At 65.5% G+C, this 26205-nt stretch carries 24 protein-coding genes; 13 read left to right on the forward strand and 11 right to left on the reverse strand.

The annotated features are described in order from the left end of the window. Positions 1–127: 127 nt before the first annotated feature. Both IVB47_RS23080 and IVB47_RS23085 read right to left on the reverse strand, forming a co-directional pair. Complete coding sequence (locus IVB47_RS23080; protein WP_247464573.1) at positions 128–682, reverse strand: flavin reductase family protein; 555 nt, start codon at positions 680–682, stop codon at positions 128–130. Positions 683–737: 55 nt separating this feature from the next. Continuing rightward, positions 738–1835: an LLM class flavin-dependent oxidoreductase gene (locus IVB47_RS23085; RefSeq protein ID WP_247464576.1), complete on the reverse strand. Its 1098-nt coding sequence runs from the start codon at positions 1833–1835 to the stop codon at positions 738–740. A 240-nt stretch (positions 1836–2075) separates the two neighbouring features. Here IVB47_RS23085 and IVB47_RS23090 point away from each other — a divergent pair, with 240 nt between their 5' ends. The 3 genes from IVB47_RS23090 (at position 2076) to poxB (ending at position 5453) form a co-directional block, all read left to right on the forward strand. Continuing rightward, positions 2076–2990: a 2-dehydro-3-deoxygalactonokinase gene (locus tag IVB47_RS23090; protein ID WP_247464578.1), complete on the forward strand. Its 915-nt coding sequence runs from the start codon at positions 2076–2078 to the stop codon at positions 2988–2990. Positions 2991–3003: 13 nt separating this feature from the next. Beyond that, complete coding sequence (locus tag IVB47_RS23095) at positions 3004–3636, forward strand: 2-dehydro-3-deoxy-6-phosphogalactonate aldolase (protein ID WP_247464581.1); 633 nt, start codon at positions 3004–3006, stop codon at positions 3634–3636. 80 nt (positions 3637–3716) lie between these two features. Next, positions 3717–5453 carry a ubiquinone-dependent pyruvate dehydrogenase gene (gene poxB / locus IVB47_RS23100; protein ID WP_247464584.1) on the forward strand — a complete coding sequence of 579 codons (1737 nt, stop codon included), beginning with the start codon at positions 3717–3719 and terminating at the stop codon, positions 5451–5453. On the opposite strand, the gene IVB47_RS23105 is transcribed toward poxB, so the two are convergent. Together IVB47_RS23105 and IVB47_RS23110 are read right to left on the reverse strand one after the other, a co-directional pair. After that, positions 5450–5815 carry a hypothetical protein gene (locus IVB47_RS23105; protein WP_027565260.1) on the reverse strand — a complete coding sequence of 122 codons (366 nt, stop codon included), beginning with the start codon at positions 5813–5815 and terminating at the stop codon, positions 5450–5452. The two genes, poxB and IVB47_RS23105, sit on opposite strands and share 4 nt — an antisense overlap. 67 nt (positions 5816–5882) lie before the next feature. After that, positions 5883–6791, reverse strand: coding sequence for a PaaI family thioesterase (locus IVB47_RS23110; RefSeq protein WP_247464588.1), 909 nt, complete (start codon positions 6789–6791; stop codon positions 5883–5885). A gap of 147 nt (positions 6792–6938) precedes the next feature. On the opposite strand from IVB47_RS23110, the gene IVB47_RS23115 reads away from it, so the two are divergent. Further along, on the forward strand, positions 6939–7259 hold the full coding sequence (locus IVB47_RS23115) for a hypothetical protein (RefSeq protein WP_027565258.1): 321 nt from the start codon (positions 6939–6941) through the stop codon (positions 7257–7259). A 38-nt stretch (positions 7260–7297) separates the two neighbouring features. Here IVB47_RS23115 and IVB47_RS23120 read toward each other — a convergent pair whose 3' ends face one another. Continuing rightward, the gene (locus IVB47_RS23120; RefSeq protein ID WP_027565257.1) at positions 7298–8767 is read right to left on the reverse strand and encodes an amidase; all 1470 of its coding nucleotides are present in this window, start codon (positions 8765–8767) and stop codon (positions 7298–7300) included. Positions 8768–8892: 125 nt separating this feature from the next. Next, positions 8893–10005 (reverse strand): ring-opening amidohydrolase, encoded by a 1113-nt coding sequence (locus IVB47_RS23125; protein ID WP_247464591.1) that lies wholly within the window; start codon positions 10003–10005, stop codon positions 8893–8895. Between the two features lie 400 nt (positions 10006–10405). Between IVB47_RS23125 and IVB47_RS23130 the strand changes: the two genes are divergently transcribed. The 4 genes from IVB47_RS23130 (at position 10406) to IVB47_RS23145 (ending at position 15335) form a co-directional block, all read left to right on the forward strand. Next, positions 10406–12742 carry a Tex family protein gene (locus IVB47_RS23130; protein WP_247464594.1) on the forward strand — a complete coding sequence of 779 codons (2337 nt, stop codon included), beginning with the start codon at positions 10406–10408 and terminating at the stop codon, positions 12740–12742. Between the two features lie 293 nt (positions 12743–13035). After that, entirely contained in the window at positions 13036–13485 is a 450-nt protein-coding gene (locus IVB47_RS23135; RefSeq protein ID WP_247358050.1) for a hypothetical protein, read from the forward strand. A gap of 97 nt (positions 13486–13582) precedes the next feature. Next, positions 13583–14275 carry a response regulator transcription factor gene (locus IVB47_RS23140; RefSeq protein ID WP_007596553.1) on the forward strand — a complete coding sequence of 231 codons (693 nt, stop codon included), beginning with the start codon at positions 13583–13585 and terminating at the stop codon, positions 14273–14275. Next, entirely contained in the window at positions 14262–15335 is a 1074-nt protein-coding gene (locus IVB47_RS23145) for a HAMP domain-containing sensor histidine kinase (protein WP_247464596.1), read from the forward strand. The genes IVB47_RS23140 and IVB47_RS23145 overlap by 14 nt, the downstream gene beginning before the upstream one ends. Here the strand turns inward: IVB47_RS23145 and IVB47_RS23150 are convergent. Both IVB47_RS23150 and IVB47_RS23155 read right to left on the reverse strand, forming a co-directional pair. Then, positions 15332–15703 carry a helix-turn-helix transcriptional regulator gene (locus IVB47_RS23150; RefSeq protein ID WP_247282480.1) on the reverse strand — a complete coding sequence of 124 codons (372 nt, stop codon included), beginning with the start codon at positions 15701–15703 and terminating at the stop codon, positions 15332–15334. The genes IVB47_RS23145 and IVB47_RS23150 overlap by 4 nt on opposite strands. Further along, a complete protein-coding gene (locus tag IVB47_RS23155; RefSeq protein ID WP_247464598.1) occupies positions 15700–16566 on the reverse strand; it encodes a S1C family serine protease in 867 nt (288 codons plus the stop codon). The genes IVB47_RS23150 and IVB47_RS23155 overlap by 4 nt, the downstream gene beginning before the upstream one ends. A gap of 193 nt (positions 16567–16759) precedes the next feature. Here IVB47_RS23155 and IVB47_RS23160 point away from each other — a divergent pair, with 193 nt between their 5' ends. The 3 genes from IVB47_RS23160 to IVB47_RS23170 all read left to right on the forward strand — a co-directional run bounded on the left by IVB47_RS23160 (position 16760) and on the right by IVB47_RS23170 (position 21218). Continuing rightward, the gene (locus tag IVB47_RS23160; RefSeq protein ID WP_247464602.1) at positions 16760–17725 is read left to right on the forward strand and encodes a VOC family protein; all 966 of its coding nucleotides are present in this window, start codon (positions 16760–16762) and stop codon (positions 17723–17725) included. 60 nt (positions 17726–17785) lie between these two features. Then, positions 17786–18661, forward strand: a complete 876-nt coding sequence (locus IVB47_RS23165) for a dihydrodipicolinate synthase family protein (protein WP_247464605.1) — start codon at positions 17786–17788, stop codon at positions 18659–18661. Positions 18662–18893: 232 nt separating this feature from the next. After that, a complete protein-coding gene (locus IVB47_RS23170; RefSeq protein ID WP_247464607.1) occupies positions 18894–21218 on the forward strand; it encodes a xanthine dehydrogenase family protein molybdopterin-binding subunit in 2325 nt (774 codons plus the stop codon). A gap of 90 nt (positions 21219–21308) precedes the next feature. Here IVB47_RS23170 and IVB47_RS23175 read toward each other — a convergent pair whose 3' ends face one another. Genes IVB47_RS23175 through IVB47_RS23185 form a run of 3 tightly spaced genes read right to left on the reverse strand, consistent with a single transcriptional unit; the run spans position 21309 to position 24529 of the window. Further along, on the reverse strand, positions 21309–22505 hold the full coding sequence (locus IVB47_RS23175) for an acyl-CoA dehydrogenase family protein (RefSeq protein ID WP_247464609.1): 1197 nt from the start codon (positions 22503–22505) through the stop codon (positions 21309–21311). 15 nt (positions 22506–22520) lie between these two features. Then, a complete protein-coding gene (locus IVB47_RS23180) occupies positions 22521–23669 on the reverse strand; it encodes an acyl-CoA dehydrogenase (RefSeq protein ID WP_247464613.1) in 1149 nt (382 codons plus the stop codon). 5 nt (positions 23670–23674) lie between these two features. Continuing rightward, positions 23675–24529 carry an enoyl-CoA hydratase gene (locus IVB47_RS23185; RefSeq protein WP_247464616.1) on the reverse strand — a complete coding sequence of 285 codons (855 nt, stop codon included), beginning with the start codon at positions 24527–24529 and terminating at the stop codon, positions 23675–23677. A gap of 184 nt (positions 24530–24713) precedes the next feature. Between IVB47_RS23185 and IVB47_RS23190 the strand changes: the two genes are divergently transcribed. Beyond that, a complete protein-coding gene (locus IVB47_RS23190) occupies positions 24714–25316 on the forward strand; it encodes a LemA family protein (protein WP_247282472.1) in 603 nt (200 codons plus the stop codon). A gap of 132 nt (positions 25317–25448) precedes the next feature. Further along, positions 25449–26205, forward strand: a 757-nt coding sequence (locus IVB47_RS23195) for a YgcG family protein (protein WP_247464618.1), incomplete at its 3' end; no start/stop codon positions are given.

Raw genomic sequence — 26205 nt, forward strand, 5'->3', positions numbered from 1 at the left:
GAGGGTTCTCTCCGCGAGCACTTCTCTCTTGCAGTTGAACGTGCGGAGAGAACCCCTCATCCGGCCCTTCGGGCCACCTTCTCCCACAAAGGGAGAAGAGAACGGCAGCGCGCTTGGCGCCGCTGCCTTAGGAAAAATCGCTCCAGCTCAGATGTCGTGAGTCGAGATCGCCGACGGTTACTGTGCCGCGGATTTCGTGAGGGACGTGGAAGCTGCTGCGCAGATACACCAGCGGCGCCGCGCCGTCGGAATGCGATGCGCCGCGCACCTCGCCGACGAAGATCGAATGCGTCGTCGTCTCGAATTCCTGCGCCAGCACGCAGTCGAATGCGGCGACCGCGTCGCTCAGCACCGGCGCGCCGGTCACCCCGCGCGTCCACTCCCCGAACGCAAAACGGTCGTCGCCATTGACGCCCTTCTGGCCGCTGAAGGTGAGCGCGAGGAGAGCGTGGTCCTCATGCAGGAAGTTGATCGCGAACGCGCCTTCCTCGCGGATACGCGCGTGCGCACTGGCGTTGCGGTTGACGCAGACGATCAGGGATGGCGGTGAGTCCGACAGTGAGCAGGCCGAGGTGACCGTCAGCCCCGTGCGCTTGCCGTGCTCGGCCCCCACAGTCACCAGCGCGACGGCGCCGGCACACTGGCGCATCGCCTGCTTGAATTCCTTTGCGTCCACGCTCACGCGATGGTCTCCAGAAAGAACGGGTGCGGCACGATCGCGCCGCACCCGCGTCGGGTCAAGCCGCCTTCTGCGCGGAGCCGAGATGCTTCAGGCGCGGCATCACATCGTTCCTCAGCAGCGACAGCGAGCGATGCCAGGCTTCCGCCTTGTGCTTGTAGTCGAAGCCGAACACCAGCAGCACGCCGAAGCCACCGACCTCCTCGTAGATCTTCTCGATTTTCTCGGCGACGGTCGCGGGCGACCCGACGATCCAGTTCCGCTTGGCGCAATATTCGACGGTGACATCGCTATCGGGCACGTCGGGCGCGTGCTTCAAATAGTCCTTGAACCCGAAATGGCCGAGCAGCGGCAGGAAGTACTCGCCCATCATCCGGCCCATCATGTCGCCGGTCGAGAGCCTCCACGCTTCCTCGTCGGTATCGGCGACGAACACCTCGCGCACCAGCCGCCAATCCGCGCGGTCCGGCTTGCGTCCGGTCTTGGCGGCACCTGCTACGACCGAATCCCAATGACTGCCGACATAGGCGGGGTTCAGGTTGAGGCTCATCGGGATGAAGCCGCGCTCGCCGGCGAGCTTCAGCGTGTCCGAATTCTTCGAGAGTCCGGCGACGCCGATCGGCGGATGCGGCGTCTGCAACGGCTTGATGTGCGGCTTGAGGAAGTCGAACATCGTGTCCGGCTTGGTCACCGTCCAGAACTTGCCCTTGTAGGTCCAGGGCGCGGGATCGCTCCACATCTTCAGAATGATCTCCAGCGCCTCGCGCGTCATGTCGCGGTTCTGTCCGCTCATGCCGTCGACGTTGAACATGGCCCAGTCGCTTGGCAGGCCGCTGGCCGCAACTCCGAAATTGAGTCGTCCCCCGGAGAGGTGATCGAGCATTGCGACGCGGTTGGCGAGCTCGGCCGGGTGGTGATAGGGCAGCAGGAAGCCGCCCGGTCCGATGCGGATATTCTTGGTCTGCATCAGCGCCTGTGCGATCAGCAGATCCGGCGTGGGATTGGGTTCCCAGGGCGCGGTGTGGTGCTCACCGACCCAGGCCTCCTGATAGCCGAGCTCGTCGAGCCAGCGCATGACCTGCAGGTCCCAGTCGTTCCCTTCCTTCAGGCCGCACTCCGGCGGGTGCGACGGCATCGTGAAATAACCGATCTCCATGGGTTTCCTCATCTGATGTTGACGCGTCTTGTTGCGCGGTTCACGGACGTGAGCGGGAACGCTTTAGCAAGCGGTGTGCCACCTCTTCGCAAGCGGTGTGCCACCGCGAACGGCGCCCCAGACCCGCGAAAAAAGGCTGGTTTGCGGCAGCAATAGCCGATATCCCGGGGCAGATTTGCGGGGCCCCGTCTCATTGTCGCGAGACGGCGTCTCGGCGGTGAGACGAGGATACGCGTTGAGATGACCGAACCTGCCTATGTCGCGGTGGACTGGGGCACCAGCAGCTTCCGGCTCTGGCTGATCGACCGCGCCGGCGAGGTGCTGGCCGAGCGCCGCAGCGATGAAGGCATGCTGGTGGCCGCGAAGGCCGGCTTTGCCGCCGTGCTGCAATCGCATCTCGCGGCAGTCGAGGCGTCCGATCATCTGCCTGTCCTCGTCTGCGGCATGGCCGGCGCGCGTACCGGCTGGATCGAGGCCGGTTATGTCGATACGCCCGCGCCACTCTCCGCTGTTCTGAAGCAGGCGGCGCGCGTGTCCGGCGAAGCCCGCGACATCCGCATCCTGCCGGGTATCGCGCAGCGCGATGCAAAAGCACCGGACGTGATGCGCGGCGAGGAGACGCAGCTGCTCGGCGCGCTCGGGCTTGATGCCGCCGGTGAAGCGCTGGTCTGCATGCCCGGCACGCATTCGAAATGGGTACGAGTCAAGGACGGCACAGTCGCGCATTTCTCCACTTTCATGACCGGTGAGCTCTTCAGCGTCGTGTCGCGCGAGACGATTTTGTCGCTTGCGGTCGCGGGCGCCGAAGACGCCGAGGATGTCACGAGCTTCCAGGCTGCGGTGAAGGCCGCGCACGAAGCGCCGGCCTTCGCCGCCAATTTTCTGTTCGGCGCGCGGTCGCGTCAGCTCCTGTTCGGGGGCACACCGACCGCGGCGCGCGAAACGCTGTCGGGCACGTTGATCGGCGTCGAGCTGGCGGCAGGGCTCTCCGGCGCGATGCCGAAAGCTGGAATCACGCTGATTGCCTCGGGGCGGCTCGCAATGCTGTACAGGCTGGCTTTCGACGCGCTGTCGGTCACCGTGAAGCCGGTCGATGCCGATGAAGCCGTCCGCCGCGGTCTGTCAATGGCGGCTGGCGCGATCTGGACGAAATGAGAGGATAGTCGAGATGAGCGTTCCCTTTCCGGCGATGAAGCGACCACTGGTCGCGATCCTGCGCGGCGTGAAGCCCGAGGAAACGCAGGCCATCGTCGGCGTGCTGATCGAGGCCGGCATGACTGCGATCGAGATCCCGCTAAACTCGCCCGATCCGTTCCGCTCCATCGCCACCGCCGTCAAGCTCGCGCCGGCCGGCGTGCTGATCGGCGCCGGCACGGTGCTGACCACAGCGGATGTCGATCGGCTCAACGATGTCGGCGGCAAGCTGATGGTGTCGCCGAATGTCGATACACAGGTGCTCACGCGTGCGCACCAATACGCCATGGTCACGCTACCGGGCGTGTTCTCGCCGACCGAGGCGCTGCTGGCCGCGCGCTCCGGCGCCTCTGGCCTGAAGTTCTTTCCGGCCAGCGTGCTCGGCGCGTCCGGCATCGCCGCGATCCGTGCCGTGCTGCCGGCCGGCGTGATGATCGCCGCCGTCGGCGGCGTCTCCGACCAGAATTTCGCGGAGTATATCAAGGGCGGCGTCACCGCGTTCGGGCTCGGCTCTAGCCTCTACAAGCCCGGCATGACGGCAACGGACGTTGCCGCTCGCGCAAAATTGACGATCACGGCCTACGATCGGGCGATTGCGAAAGACTGAAGCAGCAATAAACAAGCCGTGATGCCGTCACTGTTGCGCGTTATCCTATCTTGCCGCAGAAGCAAGATCAGGAGACCGACATGGCAATCAACAACGTGGCCGATCTGTTCGTGGCAACGCTCGAACAGGCCGGCGTCAAGCGCATCTACGGCATCGTCGGCGACAGCCTGAATGCGCTGACCGAAGCGCTGCGGCGGCGCGGCACGATCGAATGGATCCATGTCCGGCACGAGGAGGTCGCGGCCTTCGCCGCTGCCGGGGAAGCGGAGATGACGGGCAGCCTTGCGGTATGCGCGGGCTCGTGTGGTCCCGGCAATCTGCATCTGATCAACGGCCTGTTCGACGCCCATCGCAGCCGCGTTCCCGTGCTGGCGATCGCCGCGCAAATCCCGACGGCCGAGATCGGCAGCGGCTATTTCCAGGAGACGCATCCGCAAAACCTGTTCCGCGAGTGCAGCCATTATTGCGAGCTGGTCTCCGATCCGAGTCAGCTGCCCTATGTGCTGGAAAACGCGATCCGCGCGGCGGTCGGCATGCGCGGCGTTGCCGTCGTCGCCATGCCCGGCGACGTCGCCTTCCGCAGCCCACCCAAGCGCGCACTGTCGACGGCGCGTGGCCTTGCACTGTCGGCGCCGAAAATCGTGCCGCAGGCCGATGAGCTGAAGGCGCTCGCAGACCTCTTGAACGGCGCCGAGCGCATCACCTTGTTCTGCGGCCGTGGCTGCGCCGGTGCGCATGCGCCGTTGATGCAACTCGCGGAAGCCTTGAAGAGCCCGATCGTGCATGCGCTCGGCGGCAAGGAGCACGTCGAATACGACAATCCCTACGACGTCGGCATGACCGGCTTCATCGGCTTCTCCTCCGGCTATGCCGCCATGCACGCCTGCGACGCGCTGGTGATGCTCGGCACTGATTTTCCCTACAAGCAGTTCTTCCCGACTGATGCGAAGGTCGCCCAGATCGACATCCGCCCGGAGAATCTCGGTCGTCGCTGCAAGATCGATCTCGGCCTCGTCGGCGACGTCAAGATCACCATCGAGGCGCTGCTGCCGCTGCTCAAGGCCAAGACGCAGCGCAGGCATCTCGACGATGCGATCGCGCACTACAAGAAAGCACGCGAGGGCCTGGACTCGCTCGCGAAGGGCACGCCGGGCAGCAAACCGATCCATCCGCAATATCTCGCCAAGGTCATCAGCGACCACGCCTCTGATGATGCCGTGTTCACCGCCGATGTCGGCACGCCGACGGTGTGGGCCGCGCGCTATCTCGAGATGAACGGCCGCCGCCGGCTGATCGGCTCGTTCGTGCACGGCTCGATGGCCAATGCCATGCCACAGGCGATCGGCGCGCAGGCCGCGCAGTCCGGCCGCCAGGTGATCTCGCTCTCGGGCGACGGCGGCTTCACCATGCTGATGGGCGATCTGATCACGCTGACGCAGATGAAGCTGCCGGTGAAGGTGGTCATCTTCAACAACGGCGTGCTCGGCTTCGTCGCACTGGAGATGAAGGCGGCCGGTTTCGTCGACACCAATGTCGATCTGGAGAATCCGGACTTCGCGGCAATGGCGCGCGCCATGGGCATCTTCGCAAGGCGCGTCGAGGATCCCGGCGAGCTCCCGGGCGCGATGAAGGAGATGCTGGCCCACAACGGACCGGCGCTGCTCGACGTGGTCACGGCGAAGCAGGAGCTGTCGATGCCGCCGACCATCACGCCCGAACAGATCAAGGGCTTCAGCCTCTGGGTCCTGCGCGCCGTGATGAACGGCCGCGGCGACGAGGTCGTCGATCTCGCCAAGACCAATTTGCTGCCGCGCTAACCCCGCTTGACCGACGGCACGGGCAGCCGCTCATGGCGGCGCTGGAAGCGTTGCCAGTGCAGCACGATGCCGATCAGCAGCGCCGGTACGAAGCCGAGCGCGATCAGGAAATGCGGCAGCTGCGCCGGGGAGATGAACGCGATGCCGATGTCGGAGATCAGCCACAGCGCGGCGAACATCACCGCGAAATCGGTGCGCGGGCAGCGCAGATAGTAGAACACGGCGGTGATGACGACGGCGGGTCCGATGGCGATGCCGATCATCACCGTCGTCAGCTCCTTCGGAGTCAGCGCGTCGAGCACCATCGCTGCCAGCAGCCAGAGCGCGGCGAACATGGCGACGATGTCGAGCGGATGCCGCAACCCAATACCTCTCGCGGGAACATGCTATCGTTGTGGCCCAGACCCTGGCCGTCAAGGGAAAATGCGCCTATTCCTCGTCGTTTCCGGGCGTCGGCCGCAGCATGAAATGCCCGAAGGCGGTGGCGATCGGCTTGTTCGCATCGTCCTGCCAGGCCCGCGCCTCGAAGGCGACGATGCGCCGACCCTGCTTCACGATCGAGACGTTGGCGAAGGTGTCGAGCGCGCGGCCCGAACGCAGATAGTTGACGGTCAGTCCGATCGGCTTGGGCAGCGCGGCTGCGCCGAGTTCGCGCGCCACTCCGAAGATCGCGGTGGTCTCGAGGAAGGCGCCGGTCATGCCGCCATGGATCGCAGGCAGGATCGGGTTGCCGATGATCTTTGGCGAGAACGGCATCGTCAGTGTGTCGTCGTCGTTGACGCGAATGCCGAGGCAGCGCGCGAACGGACTGTTGGCGAACGGGCCGTCCGGATCGTCGTGCGCCTCCAGCGTCGGGATGTTGCGGGAGTCCATCCTGCGGTCTGCGAGCATGTTGGTGCGGTTGGCACCGATCATGAAGCAGGCGGTGGCGGTCGCGACCGGATCGTCCTCGGAGTCCTGATAGGCGGTCGAGCGCACGAAGGCGATCGAACGCGTGGTGCGGTAGCAGACCGAATGCGCCTTGATGTCGAGGCCCGGCGTCGCCGGCTTCTGATAGTCGATGCGCAGATCGAGCGTCGCGATCGCGCTCGTGCCGTCGAGCGCAAGTTGCACCGCCATGCCGCAGCTCTCGTCCAGCATCGCGGTGACGACGCCGCCATGCAGCACGCCGGTCTCGGTATCGCCGACGAACACGGGCCGGTAGGGCAGGCTGGACCAGGCCTCGCGAGGCGCGAAGCGGTCGAGTTGGAGCCCGCTGATCTGGCCGTAATCGGAGCGGCGACCCTTGATCGCCTCGGCGAGGTCCTCGAACGAAAGTGTGGTCGGTGAGCTGGACATGAGGACATTCTAGACCAGTGGCGGGCGCGGCGCAAAAACCCGGATGCGCGTCCCACGGCAGGTGCCGGGGCGGTTTGGCCTCGACAGGGCGGGCCGAAGCAACGATGGTGGGCGCCTCGTTCGTTCGACTAGCCGCAAGGAGTGCCCATGGCCGATCCCGAAACGCCCGCCACCAGCCAGGGGCCCGTCATCATTTCGACCTCGAGCTCGGAGCGGGCGCCGATCATCTATTTCGACGGTGCATCCTGCTTCGGCCACCACAACGGCGCGATCCAGATCGAGCTTGCGGCCAATTTGTTGATGCCGGTCGGCGCTGCCGTCAGGGTCGACGTCGTTCAGACCGCGCATCTGCGTTGCAGCGTGGCCGCCGCGCTGGCGCTGCGCGAAGCGCTCGAAAAGGCGCTGGCAATGTACCAGCAGGGCCAGCAGCAGCCCCGGCCGGAGGAAATTCCCTCGGTGAAGAACTGAGGCAGTTAGCGGATCGCAAGTTAATGCGATCAACTCACTCAGCTCACATGCACCTTCGGCTTCCTGCCGTCGTTCCACTTGCCGTCGAGCGCGCGCTCGATCTGGGCGGCGAGTTGCAGCAGCAGGCCGTCATTGGCCTGTTTCGCAATCGCCTGGATGCCGAGCGGCAGGCCGTGTTCCTGCGTGGCCATCGGCATCGAGATCGCCGGCATGCCGCAGAGATTGGCGAGCGGCGTGAAGGCGAAGAAGCGCCAGAGATTGCCGAACCAGTCGAGCACGTCAGGATTGTCGGAGATGGTGAGATACTCCCGGGTGCCCACCTTCGGCGTCGGCAGCGCGGTGATCGGGGTCAGGATCACGTCCCACTGCTCGAAGAAAGCGCCGAAGGCGCGCGAGGTCGTGTTGAACACGCCTTGCATCTTCGCCCGCTCGGCGAAGCTCGTATGCCGGCCGGCTTCCCAGATCCTGATATTCATCGGCTCGATGAGGTCTTCCGGCGGCCGTTCCAGTCCGCGCGCGGCGAGCATGTTCGAGATCACCACCGCAAAATTCGAGATGTAGCAGGTGGTCTGCGCCTCGAACGCGGCGCGGAAGTCGAGCTCGGGCAGGGCGTAGTCGACGTGATGGCCGAGGCCTTCGAGGAAGCGGCCGGCCTTCGCCAGCTCGGCGGCGATCTCTGGCGTCGCGGTGTAGTCGCCCCAGCTGTGCGACAGCGCGATGCGAAGCTTTGACGGATCGCGCTTGATCATCTCGGAATAGGGCTGCGCCGTGGTCCAGAACGGCATGAACTCGCCCGGCGCCGCTCCCCTTGCATGATCGACGAAGGCGGCGGTGTCGCGCACCGAGCGCGACTGGCAGCCCTGGATCGAGACCAGGCCGGTGAGATCGGACATGTGCGGTGCGAGCGAGAACACGCCGCGCGAGACCTTCAGCCCGATATTGCCGTTGACGCCGGCAGGAATGCGGATCGAGCCGCCGCCGTCAGTCGCGTGTGCGATCGGCACCACGCCGGCCGCGACCATTGCGGCGCTGCCGGCCGACGAGCCGCAGGTGGTGTAGTCGGTGTCCCAGGGATTGCGCGTGACATAGACGGCCGGATTGTCGGCCGAGCTGCAGACGCCGAATTCCGGCGTCGTGGTGCGTCCGATCAGGTTCAGTCCGGCCTGGCGGAATTTGCCGGTCAGGAACGTGTCGGCGCTGGCGCGATTGCCGCGCATCAGCAGCGAGCCCATCTCCTGGAGCCGGCCCTTCATGGTCGGGCCGAGGTCCTTCATCAGGAAGGGCAGGCCTGCGAACGGGCCAGCGAGATTGGCGCCGTCCTTGGCCGGATCGGCGATCACGTCATCGAACAGCTCGACCACGCCCGACAGTGCCGGATTGACCTTGGCAACGCCCGCGGCGGCCTGGCGCGCCAACTCCTTCGCCGTGAGCTCGCCCTTGCGGACGCGCGCGGCCAGCCCCACGCCATCGTGCTGCGCCCATTCGTTCCAGCTCATCGGGAAAGTCATGCGATCCAAACCTCTTCGTGCGGCGCCATCTTAGTTTCGCACGGAAACACTTTAATCAACTGAGGCGGCGCGAAGGGCAGGGTTGCGCCGGATGGAGAGGTAATCCCGCATTGCATGCGCGCGCATCAATTCGAGAGCTTTGCGATCACCGCGACCGGCCCGCCGCCGGCGGGGCCCTGATGCTCGGCGCCGCCGGAGACATAGACTGCCCCGGTGCCGGCAAGGCCGGCAATCAACCCGCCAACGGCAGCCCGGGCGTGGCGCGTCGAGCTGATATCGGTATCTTCCAGCATGGTGTGGCGGAAGCCGCGCACGCTGCCGTCAGGCGAGGCCTCGGCCTTGGCGAAAATGTTGACGAACTCGCGGCCGGTCGTCGTCTGCGGCGCGGCACGGAGCCCAACGCTCTCCAGCGCCGCGAGCACGGCGGCAGCGTCGATCGCATCGCTCATCACGGCATGTCCGATCTCGAATTCGCTCGTCGAGGACATCGAATTGCCGAGCACGATGACGACGTTGTGCATCAGCTCGATTCCGGACGAGGTCGAGGCGACGTTCGAAAACAGATCGTAGCGTCGCAGCACGTCCTCATCATGAACGTCGGTTGCGATCTCGCCGAGCGCGACCGCAACGCCGAGCGCGGAGGCGCCACGCGAATAGGCCATCGAACTGTAGGCGCTGGTCGTCGCCGTCTTGTGGCCGCGCGCGTTCGCCGCCGCGACGCGCTCACTGGTGAGCAGCGGGCACTTGATCTGCACGAAGTGGACGTCGGCGGGATCGGCGATGCCGGCATCCGCCATCGCGGCGTTCACGGCCTCGGCTGTCTCCGTGATCTGAGCGGAGCGCCCGAGCTCTTCAGGGAGAAAATCCCGCGTCTGCGCCATGCCGATGCTCAGGCGCTTGCCGGAGATGCCTGCCGGGCGCTGCGGGACTTGCCTGCGCGTGAACACTGTAATGTGCGGGCTGAGCACGCCCTCGGTGCCGCCGGACATCACGAAAGCAATGCGCTGCTCGACCTCCTGCGGCGACAGCCCGAGCCGTGGCGCCAGCGCCGTGCACAGCGCGGCAACGGCATATTCCCGGGTAAAGTCGTTGACGCCGCCATTGCCTTCGGTCTTGCCGAGGATCGCCAGGATGGATGTCGGATCGATCGCGCCGGAGCCGATCATGCTGATCAATCCGGAGACGTCGCCGGGGCCTTTGGTGGCGATTCTAATGACGCCGACCGACGTGGTACGCATTATAGTCCTCACATGGGGTTCAGGTGCCCGGCGGACAAAACAGCCGTCGAACGAGGGTGTCTGTCAAGGTGTCGAGGCATCCTCCTCGTCGTCCTGGCGAAAGCCAGGACCCATTAACCCAGGGGTGAGTTTGGCGAAGGCTCGTCGTTCGGTACGCCTGCCGCCCACAATAGATGGATTCCCCGGTATGGGTCCTGGCTTTCGCCAGGGCGACGACGGAGTATGTGCGTCGTCTGCGTCGCACCCACGATTGTGGCGAGATCGCATCGCTTCGACAAAAAATCCCTTGTCGACGGTCGTCCGCTGCACCTTGATGAATCAACCCCGATTGGTCCATAAGCGGCGTCCCGCAGCCGGTGGTTCGCCTCCGCGATGCGTGCTTGGATAGAGGGGTTCTCGCGTGGCAAATATCAACCAGAAAATTGCGCAGGAGCTTGGGGTTCGGGCGGAGCAGGTCGAGGCGACAGTGGCGCTGCTCGACGGCGGCGCCACGGTTCCCTTCATCGCCCGCTACCGCAAGGAAGCGACCGGTGCGCTCGACGACGCGCAATTGCGCACGCTGGAGGAGCGCCTGGGTTACCTCCGCGAGCTCGAGGACCGCCGCAAGGCCATCCTCGAATCGGTCCGCGAGCAGGGCAAGCTCGATGCCGCGCTGGAAGCCTCCATTCTCGCCGCCGACAGCAAGGCGCGCCTCGAAGATATCTATCTGCCCTTCAAGCCGAAGCGCCGCACCAAGGCGGAGATAGCCAAAGAAGCCGGCCTCGAGCCGCTCGCCAATCAGCTCATGGCCGAGCCCACCAACGATCCGAAGCTCGTCGCCGAAGCCTTCGTCGATGCAGAGAAGGGCGTTGCGGATGCCGCTGCGGCACTCGACGGCGCCCGCGCCATCCTGGTCGAGCGTTTCGACGAAGACGCCGATTTGATCGGCGCGCTTCGCGAGGAGGTGTGGACCAATGCGCGCATGGCATCCAAGGTACGCGACGGCAAGAAGACCGAGGGCGAAAAGTTTGCCGACTATTTCGAGTTCTCCGAGCCGCTGACGAAGCTGCCCTCGCACCGTATCCTCGCGATGTTCCGCGGGGAGAAGGAAGAGATCCTCGATCTCCAGATCCAGGCCGAGACCGAAGCATCGCCGCCGGGCGTGCCGAGTGTCTATGAGCTGAAGATCATGAAGCGGTTCGGCATCGCCGACCTCAAGCGCGCCGGCGACCGCTGGATGATCGATACCGTGCGCTGGGCCTGGCGCACCAAGATCCAGGTGCATCTCAACATCGACCTACGCATGCGGCTGTGGAATGCCGCCGAGACCGAGGCCGTGCGCGTGTTCGCGTCCAATTTGCGCGACTTGCTGCTCGCGGCGCCAGCCGGCACCCGCGTCACCATGGGCCTCGATCCCGGCTTCCGCACCGGCGTCAAGGTCGCCGTCACCGACGCGACCGGCAAGGTGGTGGATACCGCCGTGATCTATCCGCACGAGCCGCAGCGGCAGTGGAACGAGGCGCTTGCGATCCTTGGCAAGCTCGCGCTGAAACATCGCGTCGAGCTGATCGCGATCGGCAACGGCACCGCCTCGCGCGAGACCGACAAGCTCGCGGCCGACCTCGTCAAGGGCCTGCCCGACTTGAAGATGACCAAGATCGTGGTGTCGGAAGCCGGCGCGTCGGTTTATTCAGCCTCCGCTTTTGCCTCGGAGGAATTGCCTGATCTCGACGTCACCTTGCGCGGCGCGGTGTCGATCGCGCGGCGGCTTCAGGATCCGCTCGCCGAGCTGGTCAAGATCGAGCCCAAGGCGATCGGCGTCGGCCAGTACCAGCACGACCTCGGCCAGGCCAAGCTCGCCAAATCGCTCGACGCCGTGGTCGAAGACTGCGTGAACGCAGTCGGCGTCGACGTCAACACCGCGTCCGCTCCGCTGCTCGCGCGCGTATCGGGTGTCGGCTCCGGCCTCGCCTCGAGCATCGTGGCACACCGCGACGCCAACGGGCCGTTCAAGTCGCGCAAGGCGCTGAAGGACGTGCCGCGGCTCGGCCCCAAGGCGTTCGAGCAGTGCGCGGGCTTCCTGCGCATCCTCGGCGGCGAGGATCCGCTCGACGCCTCCGGCGTGCATCCGGAAGCCTATCCGGTGGTGCGCCGGATTCTCAGCGCCACCAAGAGCGACATCAAGGCGCTGATCGGCAGCAGCGACATCGTTCGCACGCTGAAGCCGAAAGACTTCGTGGACGAGACGTTTGGTCTGCCGACCGTCACTGACATCCTGCGCGAACTCGAGAAGCCCGGCCGCGACCCGCGTCCGGCGTTCAAGGCCGCTGTGTTCATGGATGGCGTCGAGGAGATCAAGCACCTCAAGAAGGGCATGATCCTCGAGGGCACCGTGACCAACGTCGCCGCGTTCGGCGCCTTCGTGGACATCGGCGTGCACCAGGACGGCCTGGTGCACATTTCGGCGATGTCCAGGACCTACATCAAGGATCCGCGCGAGGTGGTGAAGCCCGGCGACATCGTCAAGGTGAAGGTGCTGGACTTCGAGGTCGCGCGCAAGCGCATCTCGCTGACACTGCGCCTCGACGACGAGGTCGGCGCCAAGAAGGACGCGCCCGGCATGCAGCGGGACAACAGCTCACGCAACCCCTCCCGCATGACATCGTCGGCCCCGCGCCAGCAGGAATCTTCCGGCGGCGGCGCACTCGCCGAAGCGCTGCGCCGCGCGGCGGAGAAGAACGGCGGCAAGCGGGCGTAGCTTCTTCTATCCGCGTCGTCATTGCGAGCGCAGCGAAGCAAACCGTCATTGCGAGCGCAGCGAAGCAATCCAGCTATTTCCGCGGCACGGATTCTGGATTGCACTTGCCACAGCGGGACTCTGGATTGCTTCGTCGCAAGGGTTCCTCGCAATGACGAGGAGAGAGCGGGTCCTCTCCCTAACACCGGCGTCAGAATCTGGCGCGTTTGTAAGTTGAAGGCGCCTGTCCCTTGCTCTCATCTGATCCTTCTCGCGCGGTAGAAATATCGCCGCGCAGCACGGAGGATGCTTCGATGGACAACAGGCTTCTCAAAGGCCTCACCGCGGTGACGATCGCAGCGGTGATGGCGCTCGCTTCACCGGTGCTCGCCAGAGGTGGCGGTGGTGGCGGACATGGCGGCTTCGGCGGTGGCGGACATTTCGGCGGTGGTGGGCATTTCGGTGGCGGTATGCACGCCGGTGGCTTCGGCGGCATGCATGTGGGCGGCATGGGCGGTGCGCGCTTTGCCCATGTTGGCGGAGCAGGCTTCGGTGGACCACGCTTTGCGCATGGCGCGATCGGACCACGCTTTGCCGGTGCCGGCTGGCACGGCCACCATGCCTTCCACCACCATCACTTCCGTCGTTTCGCCGTCTTCGGTGCGCCCTATTACTATGCCGGCTACAATGACGGCTGCTGGCGCAGGAGCTTGACGCCCTATGGGTGGCAATGGGTCAATGTGTGCGGAGACTCTTGGTACTAGCATCGCCGTACCGCACCATTGTCGCGATCGTCATCGGGCGGTTCCGCTCAGCCCCGGAACGGGATAGTCTGGTGGCGATCGTCGCGCGGAGTTTGTCATGTCCGGAGGTCACCGCCGCATTCTGGTCGTCGAGGACGATGCGGAAACCGCAGGCCAACTCGTCGAGGAGCTGACGATTTCTGGCTACGATGTCGATCTCGCCGCCACGGGGCGCGAAGCCCTCAGCCACGGCGCCGCGCGCGACTATGCCGTGATCACCATCGACCGCATGCTGCCCGACATCGACGGCATCAGCGTGATGCGCCAGTTGCGCGACGACGGCATCGCCGCGCCGTTCCTGATCATCTCCGCACTTGGCGAGGTCGACGATCGCGTGCGGGGCTTGCGCGCCGGGGGCGACGATTATCTCGTCAAGCCGTTCTCCTTCACCGAATTGCTGGCGCGGCTGGAGGCACTCGGCCGGCGCAGCGACACCGTTGCCAAGGAGACGATCCTGCGGGTCGGCGATCTCGCCATCGACCTGATCGCGCGGAGCGCGAGCCGCCGCGGCCGGAAGATTCCGCTGTTGCCGCGGGAATTCCAGCTGCTCGAATATCTCGTCCGCAACGAGGGCCGCGTCGTCTCGCGTGCGATGCTGCTCCAGCATGTCTGGGATCTGCACTTCGATCCCTCCACCAACATCATCGACGTCTATGTCGGTCGCGTCCGCCGCAAGGTCGATGATGCCCAGGCCTATCCGCTGATCCACACCATCCGCGGCATCGGATATTGTCTCCGTGCTCCTGGCTAAAACGCTTCGCTCCTCGACCTTCCGCCTGGCGCTGATTGCGATCGCGGCGTTCGGGCTGATCGTCGCGGCGATCATGGCCTATGTCTATTTTGGCACGATCGCCTATGTGCAGAACCGTGTCGGCGATGCCGGCGATCACAGCGGCTTCACCGCGATGATCGAGCTCGCAATGGTCGCTGTCGCGGTGCTGATGCTGGTGCTCGCGGGGCTCGCCGCGGTGCTGGTGACGCGCCGCACGGTCGGGCGAATCGAGGAGATCAACGCCACCAGCCGCGCCATCATGATGTCCGGCCTCGACCAGCGCATTCCCTTGCGCGGCAGTCACGACGAGTGGGACCGTGTCGCCGAAAACCTCAACCAGATGCTCGACCGCATCGAGACTTTGATGGGCGAGGTCAAGCAGGTCAGCGACAACGTTGCCCATGATTTGCGCACGCCGCTGACGCGCATGCGCGGCCGGCTGGAGAAGGCCTATCACACCCCTCGCAACGGCGAGGCCGACGCGGTGCTGATCGGCGACACCATCGCCGATCTCGACGCCGTGCTCGGCATGTTCGCCTCCATCATCCGCATCTCGGAGATCGAGACCCGCGCCCGCCGCAGCGCGTTTCGCACCCTCAATCTCGCCGAAATCGCCGGCGAGGTCGTCGAGCTCTACGATGCCGCCGCCGAGCAGGTCGCGACGCGGCTCAGCCTGGACGGCGACCGTGAGGTGGCGATTATTGGCGATCGCGACCTTCTGTTCGACGCCGTCGCCAATCTCGTCGATAACGCGATCAAGCACGGCTGCAAGGGCGGGCAGGTGACCGTCACCTGCCGCAGTGCCAACGAGGGGGCCGTGATCGCGATCGTCGACGACGGTCCGGGCATTCCGGCGGATCAGCGCGATCACGTGTTCAAACGCTTCTATCGGCTGGAGCAGAGCCGCTACACCCCGGGTAACGGCCTTGGTTTAAGCCTGGTCGCCGCGGTCGCTCGCCTCCATGGCGCCGAGATTGCCCTGCACGACAACGCGCCGGGCCTGACGGTCCAGCTCAGTTTCCCGCCGCATCCGCCCTAGAGTTCGATCACGCCGCGGCGTGCCGCATGTGCCACCGCATCGGTTCGGCCGGTGGCATCGAGCTTGTCGAGCAGCGAGCCGACATGGAATTTCACGGTGTGCACGGAAATGCCGAGCTGACGCGCGATCATCTTGTTGGAGCCACCTTCCGCCATCAACGCTAGCACATCGAGCTCGCGCTGTGTCAGCGCGATGTCGTCAGGCATGATGCGCGGATCGCGGGTGACGATCGCCGCTGCGGCCTTCTCGCCGGGTTCGGCGAGGCGAAGCCCGGCGATATTGCCGAGCAGAGCAGCCAGGCGATCGGCGAGGGCGGGATCGTCGATCTCCAAAGCCAGCACGATCTCGGGCGCGATGTCCTCGCTCACGCCGCCGGCCTCTCGCCGATCGTAACCTTGAAGCTGACCGGCTCGCCGCCGCGGCGCGCCGCGATATCGACCACCGCGCCCACGCTCGCCGGACCCAGCGTCCGCGACAGCGCGCGTACGCCGGACAGCTTCTGGTCGTTGACGGCGACGATGACGTCGCCCTGGCGAATGCCGGCCGCGGCCGAAGGGCCGGCCTTGTCGACATTCATCACCATCGCGCCGACGCCGTCGTCGAGCCGGACCGGCTGCAGCCCGAGGCCGAGATACCCGCGTGCGATGCGGCCGCGGGCCTCCAACTGTGCCGCGACCCGCTCGATCGTCGCTGTCGGGATCACCAGCACACGGCTCGGGCCTAGCACGGCCATGCCGAAGGCCTCGCCCGATGCATCGAGCGCGAGGCCGCCCTGCTGGCTGGAGCGCAAGCGGACATCGATCTCGATCCGCGCGTCGATGTCGCCGCCGCGCAAGGAGCGCCAGCTCTTGCCGGACAGCGACACCATCCCGAGCGCGGCGCTCGGCGTGTCGCGGTTGGTGGCGACGACGACCGACAACGCGCCGAGGGGCGGGACAATTGTTGCCAGCTTGACCGGGGTCAGCGCCGTATCGACGCGCAGCAGGGCGATATCCGTCGTATGGTCGCGGCCTGCAATCGTGGCGGCTGCGGTGCTGCCGTCGGGGAGGCCGATCTCGACGTCTCCCTCGTCGGCCAGCGCCTCGTCGGCGGTGACGATCAGGCCGGGTTTCCAGACGAAGCCGGTGGCGCGGGAGCGATGCGAATGGACGGCGACGACGGACGGCGCGGTGCGCGCCACCACGTCCGCGAGCGCGGACGACAGCGAGGTCAGGGGAGTTGAGGCGGTCATGGCAGGCTCCTGTAAGCTGACCTCAATCTGGGATGTCGCGGGCGATTGCGTAACTGGCCGCTTGGCCAGGAAATGAGCAGGGAAGCTGGTCTGTAAGACCACCGCCGACGAACATGTGATTGGGAGCCGCTCACGGGAACGTGTAGCAATCGCGAAATTGCGCCGTCTTCACGATTTTCAGCGAGCCTGACCGATGACCATCGACCTCACCCGCCGCACCCTGCTCGAACTTGCCGGCGCCGCCTCGCTGGCAATGGCGGCGGCGGGCGCGGCGCGCGCTGAGGGCGCACCACAGGGCGGTGGGCCGACCTATGCCAGCCGCACGCCGATGCGGGTCGGGATGGTGACGCTCCGCGTGAAAAATCTCGACAAGGTTGCGGACTACTACCGCGACGTCATCGGGCTCACCGTGATGGAACGCTCGGCAACTGCCGCAAGGCTCGGCACAGCCGGTATCACGCTGCTGGTGCTCGAGGCCCGTCCCGATGCCACAATCGAGCCGCGCGACGCCGCGGGCCTCTATCACACCGCCTTCCTGATGCCGACCCGCAAGGACCTGGCGCGCTGGCTGGTGGCAGCCGCTTCGCATCGTGTGCCGCTTTCGGGCTTCGCCGATCACCTCGTCAGCGAATCCGTCTATCTCGACGATCCCGAAGGCAACGGGATCGAGGTCTATGCCGACCGCGATCCCTCGCAATGGCAGTGGAGCGAGGGCAGCGTGAAGATGGCGGCCGACGAGCTCAACATTCCCGACCTGCTGTCGCTGACCAATACGCGCGTGCCTGATTATGCCAGGGCGCCGGACGGTCTGCGCATCGGCCACATGCATCTGCGCGTCGGCGACCTCGCGCAGGCCGAGCGCTTCTACCACGGCGCCATCGGCCTGGACCCGACCCGCAGCCGCAACGGTGCCGCGTTCCTGTCGTCGGGCCGCTACCACCATCACCTCGGCATGAACGTCTGGCAGAGCCAGGGTGCCGGCCAACGCGACGATCAGGCAACAGGGCTCGCCTGGTTCTCGCTGGTGACGGAGAAGCCGGACCTGCTTGCCGCGCAGGACGAGCGCCTGCGCAAGGGCGGCGCGAAAGTCACGGGGCTGGCCAATGGCGTGGAGGCGATCGATCCCTGGGGCACGCGGGTGCGGCTGATCAGGGTTTGATCGCCTGCGCCGGCGTTGCTAAGACCCGTCAGGTGCAAACCAGTCTCCGGGTCCCCTGACATGCCCGATTTTCGCGGTGTCTTCCCCTATCTCGTTTCGCCGGTCGATGCCGACGGCGTGGTGCGGACGAACGTGCTCGCAAAGCTCTGCGACGATCTGATCGGCGCCGGCGTCCATGGTCTGACCCCGCTCGGCTCGACCGGCGAGTTCGCCTATCTCAACGCCGCCCAACGCACAGCGGTGGTGCAGGCCACGATCGAAGCGGCAAAGGGACGTGTGCCTGTGGTTGCGGGCGTTGCCTCCACCTCGACGGCTGACGCGGTGGCGCAGGCGATAGCGTATCAGAAGCTCGGCGCCGACGGCATTCTGGCTATCCTGGAAGCCTATTTCCCGCTCGCCGACGCTCAAATCGAATCCTATTTCCGCGCCATCGCCGATGCCGTGGACATCCCGGTCGTCATCTACACCAATCCGCAATTCCAGCGCTCTGATTTGACCCTCGACGTCATTGCGCGCCTCGCCGAGCATCCGCGCATCGGCTACATCAAGGACGCCTCGACCAACACCGGCCGGCTGCTCTCGATTATGAACCGCTGCGGCGATGCCTTGCGGGTGTTCTCGGCCTCCGCCCACATCCCGGCCGCGGTGATGCTGATCGGAGGCCTCGGCTGGATGGCGGGCCCGGCCTGCATCATCCCGCGCCAGAGCGTCGCGCTGTACGACCTCTGCAAGGCCGGTCGCTGGGACGAGGCGATGGCGCTCCAGCGCAGGCTGTGGCGCATCAACGAGGCTTTTGCCCGCTTTAACCTGGCGGCCTGCATCAAGGCCGGATTGGCCTTCCAGGGCTACGACGTCGGCGATCCCGTCCCGCCGCAGGCCGCACTCACCGCCGATGCGTGCAAGGTCGTGGAAGCGGCCTTGCGGGAGCTGGCGTAGCCGGTCCCCTCGTCGTCATGGCCGGGCATAGCCGCCCGAAGGACGGCGTCGCTTTCGCTCGCCTATGTCCCGGCCATCCACGCGCCTCCACACGAAAGTACGTGGATGCCCGGGACAAGCCCGGGCATGACGAAATCGCGGATATACCGCCTAAAAGCGCGGCTGGTATGCCCTTGATCGATCCGCTAAAAGGCGGCCCGCAGTTTCGAAAAGACCCTGAGGACCCCACGGAATGAACATTCTTCCCGGCAATTTGCGTTTCGGAGCGGGGCAACCCGTCAAGCGTTTGGAAGACCAGCGACTGCTCACCGGGAAGGGGCAGTTCATCGACGACAAGCCGGAAGATGGCGCGCTGTGGCTGTACCTGCTGCGCTCGCCGCATGCCCACGCGAAGATCGTCTCGATAGACACCAGCGCCGCCACTGCGATGCCCGGCGTGACCGCGGTCTACACCGGCGCCGACCTCATCAAGGACGACATCGGCGTCATCCCGACCTTGAGCATCTTCAAGCGCCCCGACGGCAAGCCGATGACGGTGCCGCCACGCCGCCTGCTGGCGCACGAAATCGTGCGCTACGCCGGCGAGGCCGTGGCCGCCGTGGTGGCCTCCTCGCGTGCCGACGCGCAGAGCGCAGCCGAAGCGATCGTGGTCGAATATGACGTGCAGCCGGCGGTGGTCGATCCCGTCGAGGCGGTCAAGCCCGGCGCGCCATTGGTGTGGCCGGAGGCGCCCGACAACGTCGTCGGCGCGATGGCTTACGGCGATGCCGCCAAGGTTGACGAGGCTTTTGCCAGGGCGGCGCATACCGTCGAGCTCGATCTCGTCAGCCAGCGCCTAGTGCCGTCAGCCATGGAGCCGCGCTCGACCATTGCCCAGATCGACAAGAAATCCAGCCGCCTACTGCTGCATGTGCAGTCGCAGACGCCTGCCTCGACTCGCGACGTGCTGGCCGAGGCCGTACTGAAGCGTCCGAAGGACAGCGTTCGCGTGCTGGTCGGCGATATCGGCGGCGGCTTTGGCCAGAAGACCAACCTCTATCCCGAAGACGGTATCGTCGCCTATGCCGCAACCAAGCTGAACAAAAAAATCCGCTGGCGCGGGGACCGCACCGACGAATTCGTCGGCGGCACCCATGGCCGCGATCTGACTTCGACCGCTTCCTTCGCACTCGACGAGAAAGGCAAGGTGCTGGCCTATCGCGTCAGCTCGATCGGCTGCACCGGCGCGTATTCCTCGGGCGCGGCCAACATCATTCCGCTGGTGCTGGGCCCGTTCGTGCAGACCGGCGTCTACGATCTGCCGCTGGTGCATTTCGAGGTGAAGTCGGTGATGACTCACACGGCGCCGGTCGGTGCCTATCGCGGTGCGGGCCGGCCCGAGGCCGTGTTCATCGTCGAGCGCCTGTTCGACGCGGCCGCGCGGAAAATCGGCATGGATCCGCGCGCGATCCGGAAAGCCAACTACATCAAGCCGGCACAGCTGCCCTATACCAATGCGGCGGGGCAAGTTTACGATTCTGGCGCCTTCGCGCACATGCTCGATCGCGCCGTGAAGCTCGCCGACTGGGACGGCTTTGCCGCGCGCAAGAAGGCCGCGAAGAAAAGGGGCCTGCTCTACGGCCGCGGGCTCACCTCCTATATCGAATGGACCGGCGGCCGCGCCCACACCGAGAAGGTCAGCCTGCACGCGACGTCGGAAGGCCGCGTCATCCTGCATTCCGGCACCATGGCAATGGGGCAGGGGCTGCAGACCACCTACACCCAGATGATCTCCGACACGCTCGGCATTGCCATGGACAAGATCGACGTGGTCCAGGGCGACACCGATCTGGCGACGGGCTTCGGCAGCGTCGGATCGCGTTCGCTGTTCGTCGGCGGCACGGCGGTCGCGGTCTCCTCCAACGATCTGATCCAGAAGGCGCGCGAGAAGGCGGCGAACGTGCTGGAGACCTCGATCGAAGACATCGAGTACCAGGGCGGCATGCTCACCGTGGTCGGCACCGACCGCCGCATCAGCCTGTTCGATATTGCAGAGAAGGAGAGCGGCGCAAAACTCAGCGTCGATTCCGAAGGCGAAGTGGATGGTCCGAGCTGGCCGAACGGCACGCATATCTGCGAGGTCGAGATCGATCCGGAGACCGGCGTCTCCAAGGTCGTGCGCTACACCACCGTCGACGACGTCGGTGTCGCCGTGAACCCGATGCTGGTCACCGGCCAGATCCATGGGGGTGTCGCACAAGGCATCGGCCAGGCGCTGTATGAGGGCGTGTCCTATGATGCCGACGGCCAGCTGCTCACCGCAAGCTACCAGGACTACTGCATCCCGCGCGCCGACGACATTCCGTCGATCGTGGTGACGCTCGACGATTCCGCGCCCTGCCGCACCAATCCGCTCGGCGCCAAGGGCTGCGGCGAATCCGGCGCCATTGGCGGCCCCCCCTGCGTCACCAACGGCGTGATGGATGCGCTCGCCGAGCTCGGCATCACCCAGCTCAACACGCCGCTGACGCCGCAGAAGATCTGGCAGGCGATCAAGGACGCGAAGGTGGGCGGTTAGCGGCCATTGTCGTGCTGGTTGTCGCCACAAGTCCAACTCGTCGTCCCGGCCCTCGCGGGGACGACACCGAGGGTGAGGAAAAAGTTCGCGCTAAATCCCCAACATCATCTTCGCGATGATATCGCGCTGGATCTCCGAGGTGCCACCGAAGATCGTGTAGGCGCGTCCGTTGAGATATTCCGGCACCACCGTCAGCATCTCCTCCGGCATCGCCGGCTCGTGGTTGAGCCTGTAGAGCGGGCGCATCGGCTCGACCGCGAGGGCGTCATGGCCGATCACGTCTGCGCCGAGCCGGGTCACGGCCTGCCGGATCTCGCTGTTGCGCAGCTTCAGGATCGACGACACCGCGCCGGGATTCTGTCCGGTCTGCAGCGCCGACAGCACGCGCAGCTCGGTCATCTCCAGTGCGTCGATGTCGACCTCGACCTCGGAGATGCGCGTCGCGATGTCAGGACTGTCGATCGCGCGGCCCGTCAGGTCCGATTCAGCAAGCTCCGCGATCGCCTTCAGCCCTTCGCGCAATTTTGCCGACGCAATGCCGGAGCCGCGCTCGAACTCAAGCAGATACTTGCCGTAGGTCCAGCCCTTGCCTTCCTCCCCAACGCGGTTGGCCGTGGGAACGCGCACATCGTCGAAGAATACCTGGTTGACCTCGTGGTCGCCGCCGATGGTGAGGATGGGGCGGGTCGTGATGCCCGGCGTCTTCATGTCGATCAGGATGAAGCTGATGCCGTCCTGCTGCCGCGGGCCGTCGCTGGTGCGCACCAGCGCGAACATGCGGTTGGCGTGATGGGCATGCGTGGTCCAGATCTTGGTGCCGTTGATGATGTAGTCGTCGCCGTCGCGCACCGCGCGCGTCTTCAGCGAGGAGAGATCGGAGCCGGAGCCCGGCTCGGAATAGCCCTGGCACCAATAATCCTCGCCGGACAGAATGCGCGGCAGGTAGAAGTTCTTCTGCTCCGCCGAGCCGAAGCCGATGATGACGGGGCCGACCATCTTCACGCCCATCACGTTGACATTGGGCACGCCGGCCCGCGCGCTTTCGGTCTCGAAGATCCAGCGCTGTGCCGGCGTCCAGTCGGGACCGCCGTGCTCGACCGGCCAGCCCGGCGCGCCCCAGCCTTGCTTGTGCAGCGTGCGCTGCCAGGCCATGCCGATATCGGGGTCGGAGAACACCGACGGCGTCAGCGCGGTCGCGCGCTTCATCTCCTCGGTGAGATTTTTTGCAATAAAGCCGCGCACCTCGTCCTGGAAGGCGCGCTCCTCGGCATTGAACGACAGGTCCATGATGCGCTCCTTGTGTCAGGCCGGCACGGTGCCGCGGCCAAGCAGGGCGTGGCGGCCATAGTGGTGCGCGCTCCCGCCGAACAACGTGTCGAACGCGACCAGCCGCTTGAAATAAGCGCCGACCTCGAGCTCCTCGGTGACGCCCATGCCGCCGTGAAGCTGGATCGACTGCTCGCCGACGAAACGCGCGGATCTGCCGATCTTCGCCTTCGCGCCCGACGCCGCCCGCGCGCGCTCGACCGGATCGGCGTCGACCTTCAGCGCGGCGCGCAGCGCCATCGAACGCGCTTCGTCGACCTGCACCGCCATGTCGGCGAGGCGGTGGCGGATCACCTGATTGGCCGAGAGCGGCCGGCCGAATTGCTTTCGGATCTTTGTGTACTCCAGCGTGGTGTCCAGCAGCACCTGCATGATGCCGACGGCCTCGGCGCTAAGCGCAGCCATGGCGCGGTCAACGGCCCATTCGATTGCCGGCAGCGCGTCATGCCCATTGCCGAGCAAGGCATCCTCCAGCAGTTGCACGTCCGACAGCTCGATGTTGCAGGCCCGTCCGCCGCCGAGGCGCTCGTAGTCGGAGATCGCAACACTCGGCGTCGTCGCCGGCATCAGGAACAGGCCAATGCGGCCGGATGACCCCTGATGATCATGGATATGCGCGGAGACGATGAGCTCGTCGGCGGCATGGCCGTCGAGCACGGCAATCTTGCTGCCGGTGAGGCGCCAGCCTTGCGCCGTCTTGTGAGCGGTGGTCGCGACCTTGCCGAGGTCGAACCGCGCCGCGCGCTCGGAATGCGCGAGCGCAAGCTTCAACGATCCCTCCGCGATCTTCGGCAGGATTGCCTGCTTCTGCGCCGTGCTGCTGCACCGCTCGATCAACGCAGCGCCAAGCACGACCGTCGCGATATACGGCTCCGACACCAGCCCGCGGCCGAAGGCTTCCATCAGAATGCCGATCTCGACCGCGCTGCCGCCGAGCCCGCCAAACTCTTCCGCAATCGGCAGCGCCAGCCAGCCCAGTTCTGCGAATTGTTTCCACACCGCCGGACTGAAGCCGAGCGGATCGTTCGCCATCTTGCGGCGGTGATCGGCATCGTAGCTTTCGGCCACGAAGCGCCCCGCGCTTTCGCGCAGCAGCCGTTGCTCGTCGGTGAGATTGAGATCCATCGTATCTACTCCGCGGCCGCCGGCGGCTTGCGCACGGAGGGGTGCAGGCCGGATGGATCGACTATCATGCCGAATTCCTGAAGATTATGCGCGTGACAGAGCTGATGCAGCGCAAAGGCCTGGTCGATTGCGGCCGGTTGGCCCATCACGTCAACCGAACGATTCACCGCCTCCTTGGTCAGCTTCAGCGCAAAGGACGGTTTTGACGCGATTTTGCGCGCCAGCGCCAGCACGGCGGATGACAGCTCTGCGCGCGGCACGACCCGGTTGACCATCCCGAGTTGATGCGCCTCCTGCGCGCTCCAGCTATCGGCCGTGAACAGAAATTCCTTGGCCTTGCGCGGGCCGAGCTCCCAGGGATGCACGAACCATTCGACGCCGCAGACACCCATGGTGACCACGGGATCGCAGAACTGCGCATCGTCGCTGGCGACGATGAGATCGCAGGCCCAGGCCAGCATCAGGCCGCCGGCGATGCACTTGCCGTGCACCTCGGCAATGGTCGGCTTGGCGAGGTTGCGCCAGCGCCGCGTGATCTGGAGATAGATCTCCTGCTCGCGCGCGAAGCGGCCATGAGCGTTTGCTTCGGCGAAGCCGCCCCAATTTCCGATCGGCGGAAAATCCGCGCCCGCTTCATTCTTGCTGCCGGGTCGCAGGTCATGGCCTGAGGAGAAGTGCGGACCATTGCCGGCCAGAATGATCACCTTGACCGCATCGTCCTGCACCGCCTGATCGAAGGCGGCGTTGAGATCGTAGGTCATTTGCAGGTTCTGCGCGTTGCGCGCGTCGGGCCGGTTCATCACGACGCGGGCAATCGCCGGCTCCGGCCTCTCCACGAGGATGGTCTCGAACGAGCTCATCGCGTTCCCCTGGCGTTCCCGACCTGGCATTGTTGTTCCCTCAAGTTGACTATTACAGCCGGGATTAAGCAAGAGGCTTGCGTACATCGGCTGCTTTTCACAGGCCACGGCCGGGACGCAAGATGTCTGGCATCTCGCGCGCGCAATCTGGTAGCTTGCGCCCGATTCCACCGGGAGAAATTTGATGCGCAAGATCCTGACCGTGCTGGCGGCGCTGGCCTCGTTGAGCCTCACCAATTGCGGCTATAACGCGATCCAGAGCGAGGACGAGCAGATCAAGGCCAACTGGTCCGAGGTCGTGAACCAGTATCAGCGCCGCGCCGATCTCGTGCCCAACCTCGTCAACTCGGTGAAAGGTTTTGCGCAGCAGGAGAAGGATGTGCTGCTCGGCGTCACCAATGCCCGCGCCAAGGTCGGCAGCATCCAGGCGACGCCCGAGGTGCTGAACGATCCCGCCGCATTCCAGAAATTCCAGGCGGCGCAGGGCGAGCTCTCCGGCGCGCTGTCCCGGCTGCTCGTGGTCACCGAGAACTACCCGCAGCTCAAGTCGGATGCGCTGTTCAAGGATCTGATGTCGCAGCTCGAGGGCACCGAGAACCGCATCACGGTGGCGCGCAACCGCTACATCAAGGCGGTGCAGGACTACAACGTCACCATCCGTTCGTTCCCGAGCAACGTCACTGCCATGATGTTCGGCTACAAGGAGAAGCCGAACTTCTCGGTCGCAAACGAGAAGGAAATCTCGACCGCACCGAAGGTCGATTTCAATCCGGCGCCATCGAAGTAAGTGCCTTCGACCCCGATGCATGCCCCATCCGCCACTGTCATTCCCCGCGAAAGCGGGGAATCCAGTACGCCGCGGCTTCACCGTATCCCGCTGGCGTCTCTGGAATACTGGATCGCCCGGTCGAGCCGGGCGATGACAGCGAGTGTGTGGTGGTGTGTTGCCATCACGGTCGCGCTCCTGTTCACCTTTGCGCTTCCCGCCTCAGCCGACGTCGCCATACCCCAGCTCACCGGCCGCGTGGTCGATCAGACCGGCACGCTCTCCAGCGGCGACATCGCCGCGCTGTCGCAAAAGCTGCAGGACTTCGAGACCCGCAAAGGCAGCCAGCTCGTCGTCCTGATCGTGCCGACGACGGATCCGGAGACCATCGAGCAGTTCGCGATCCGCGTTGCGGAGGCCTGGAAGATCGGACGCAAGAAGATCGACGACGGCGCCATCCTCGTGGTGGCCAAGAACGACCGGCACCTCCGCATTGAGGTCGGTTACGGCCTCGAGGGCGCGCTCACCGACGTCACGTCGCGGCGCATCATCGACGAAGCCATCACGCCGAAATTCAGGAGTGGCGATTTCGCCGGCGGCATCACGGCGGGCGTCGATCGCATGATCCGCGTCATCGATGGCGAGCCGCTGCCGACGCCCTCGCGGAGCGTGAATTTCGGCGATTGGAACGACATCGAGCCGCTTTTTTTCTTTCTGCTGTTCGGCCCGCTGGTCATCGGCGGCATCCTGCGCTCCATGTTCGGGCGGCTGTTCGGTTCGGGGATAACCGGAGCGATCGTTGGTGTCATCGCCTGGTTCGTGATCGGCTCTGCGGTCATTGGACTGGGTGTCGGTTTGCTCGGCGCTGTCCTGACGTTTATTGCCGATCTGTTTGGGGCGGGATCGGGCA

This window comes from Bradyrhizobium sp. 62 (assembly GCF_023073035.1).
Lineage (GTDB): Bacteria > Pseudomonadota > Alphaproteobacteria > Rhizobiales > Xanthobacteraceae > Bradyrhizobium.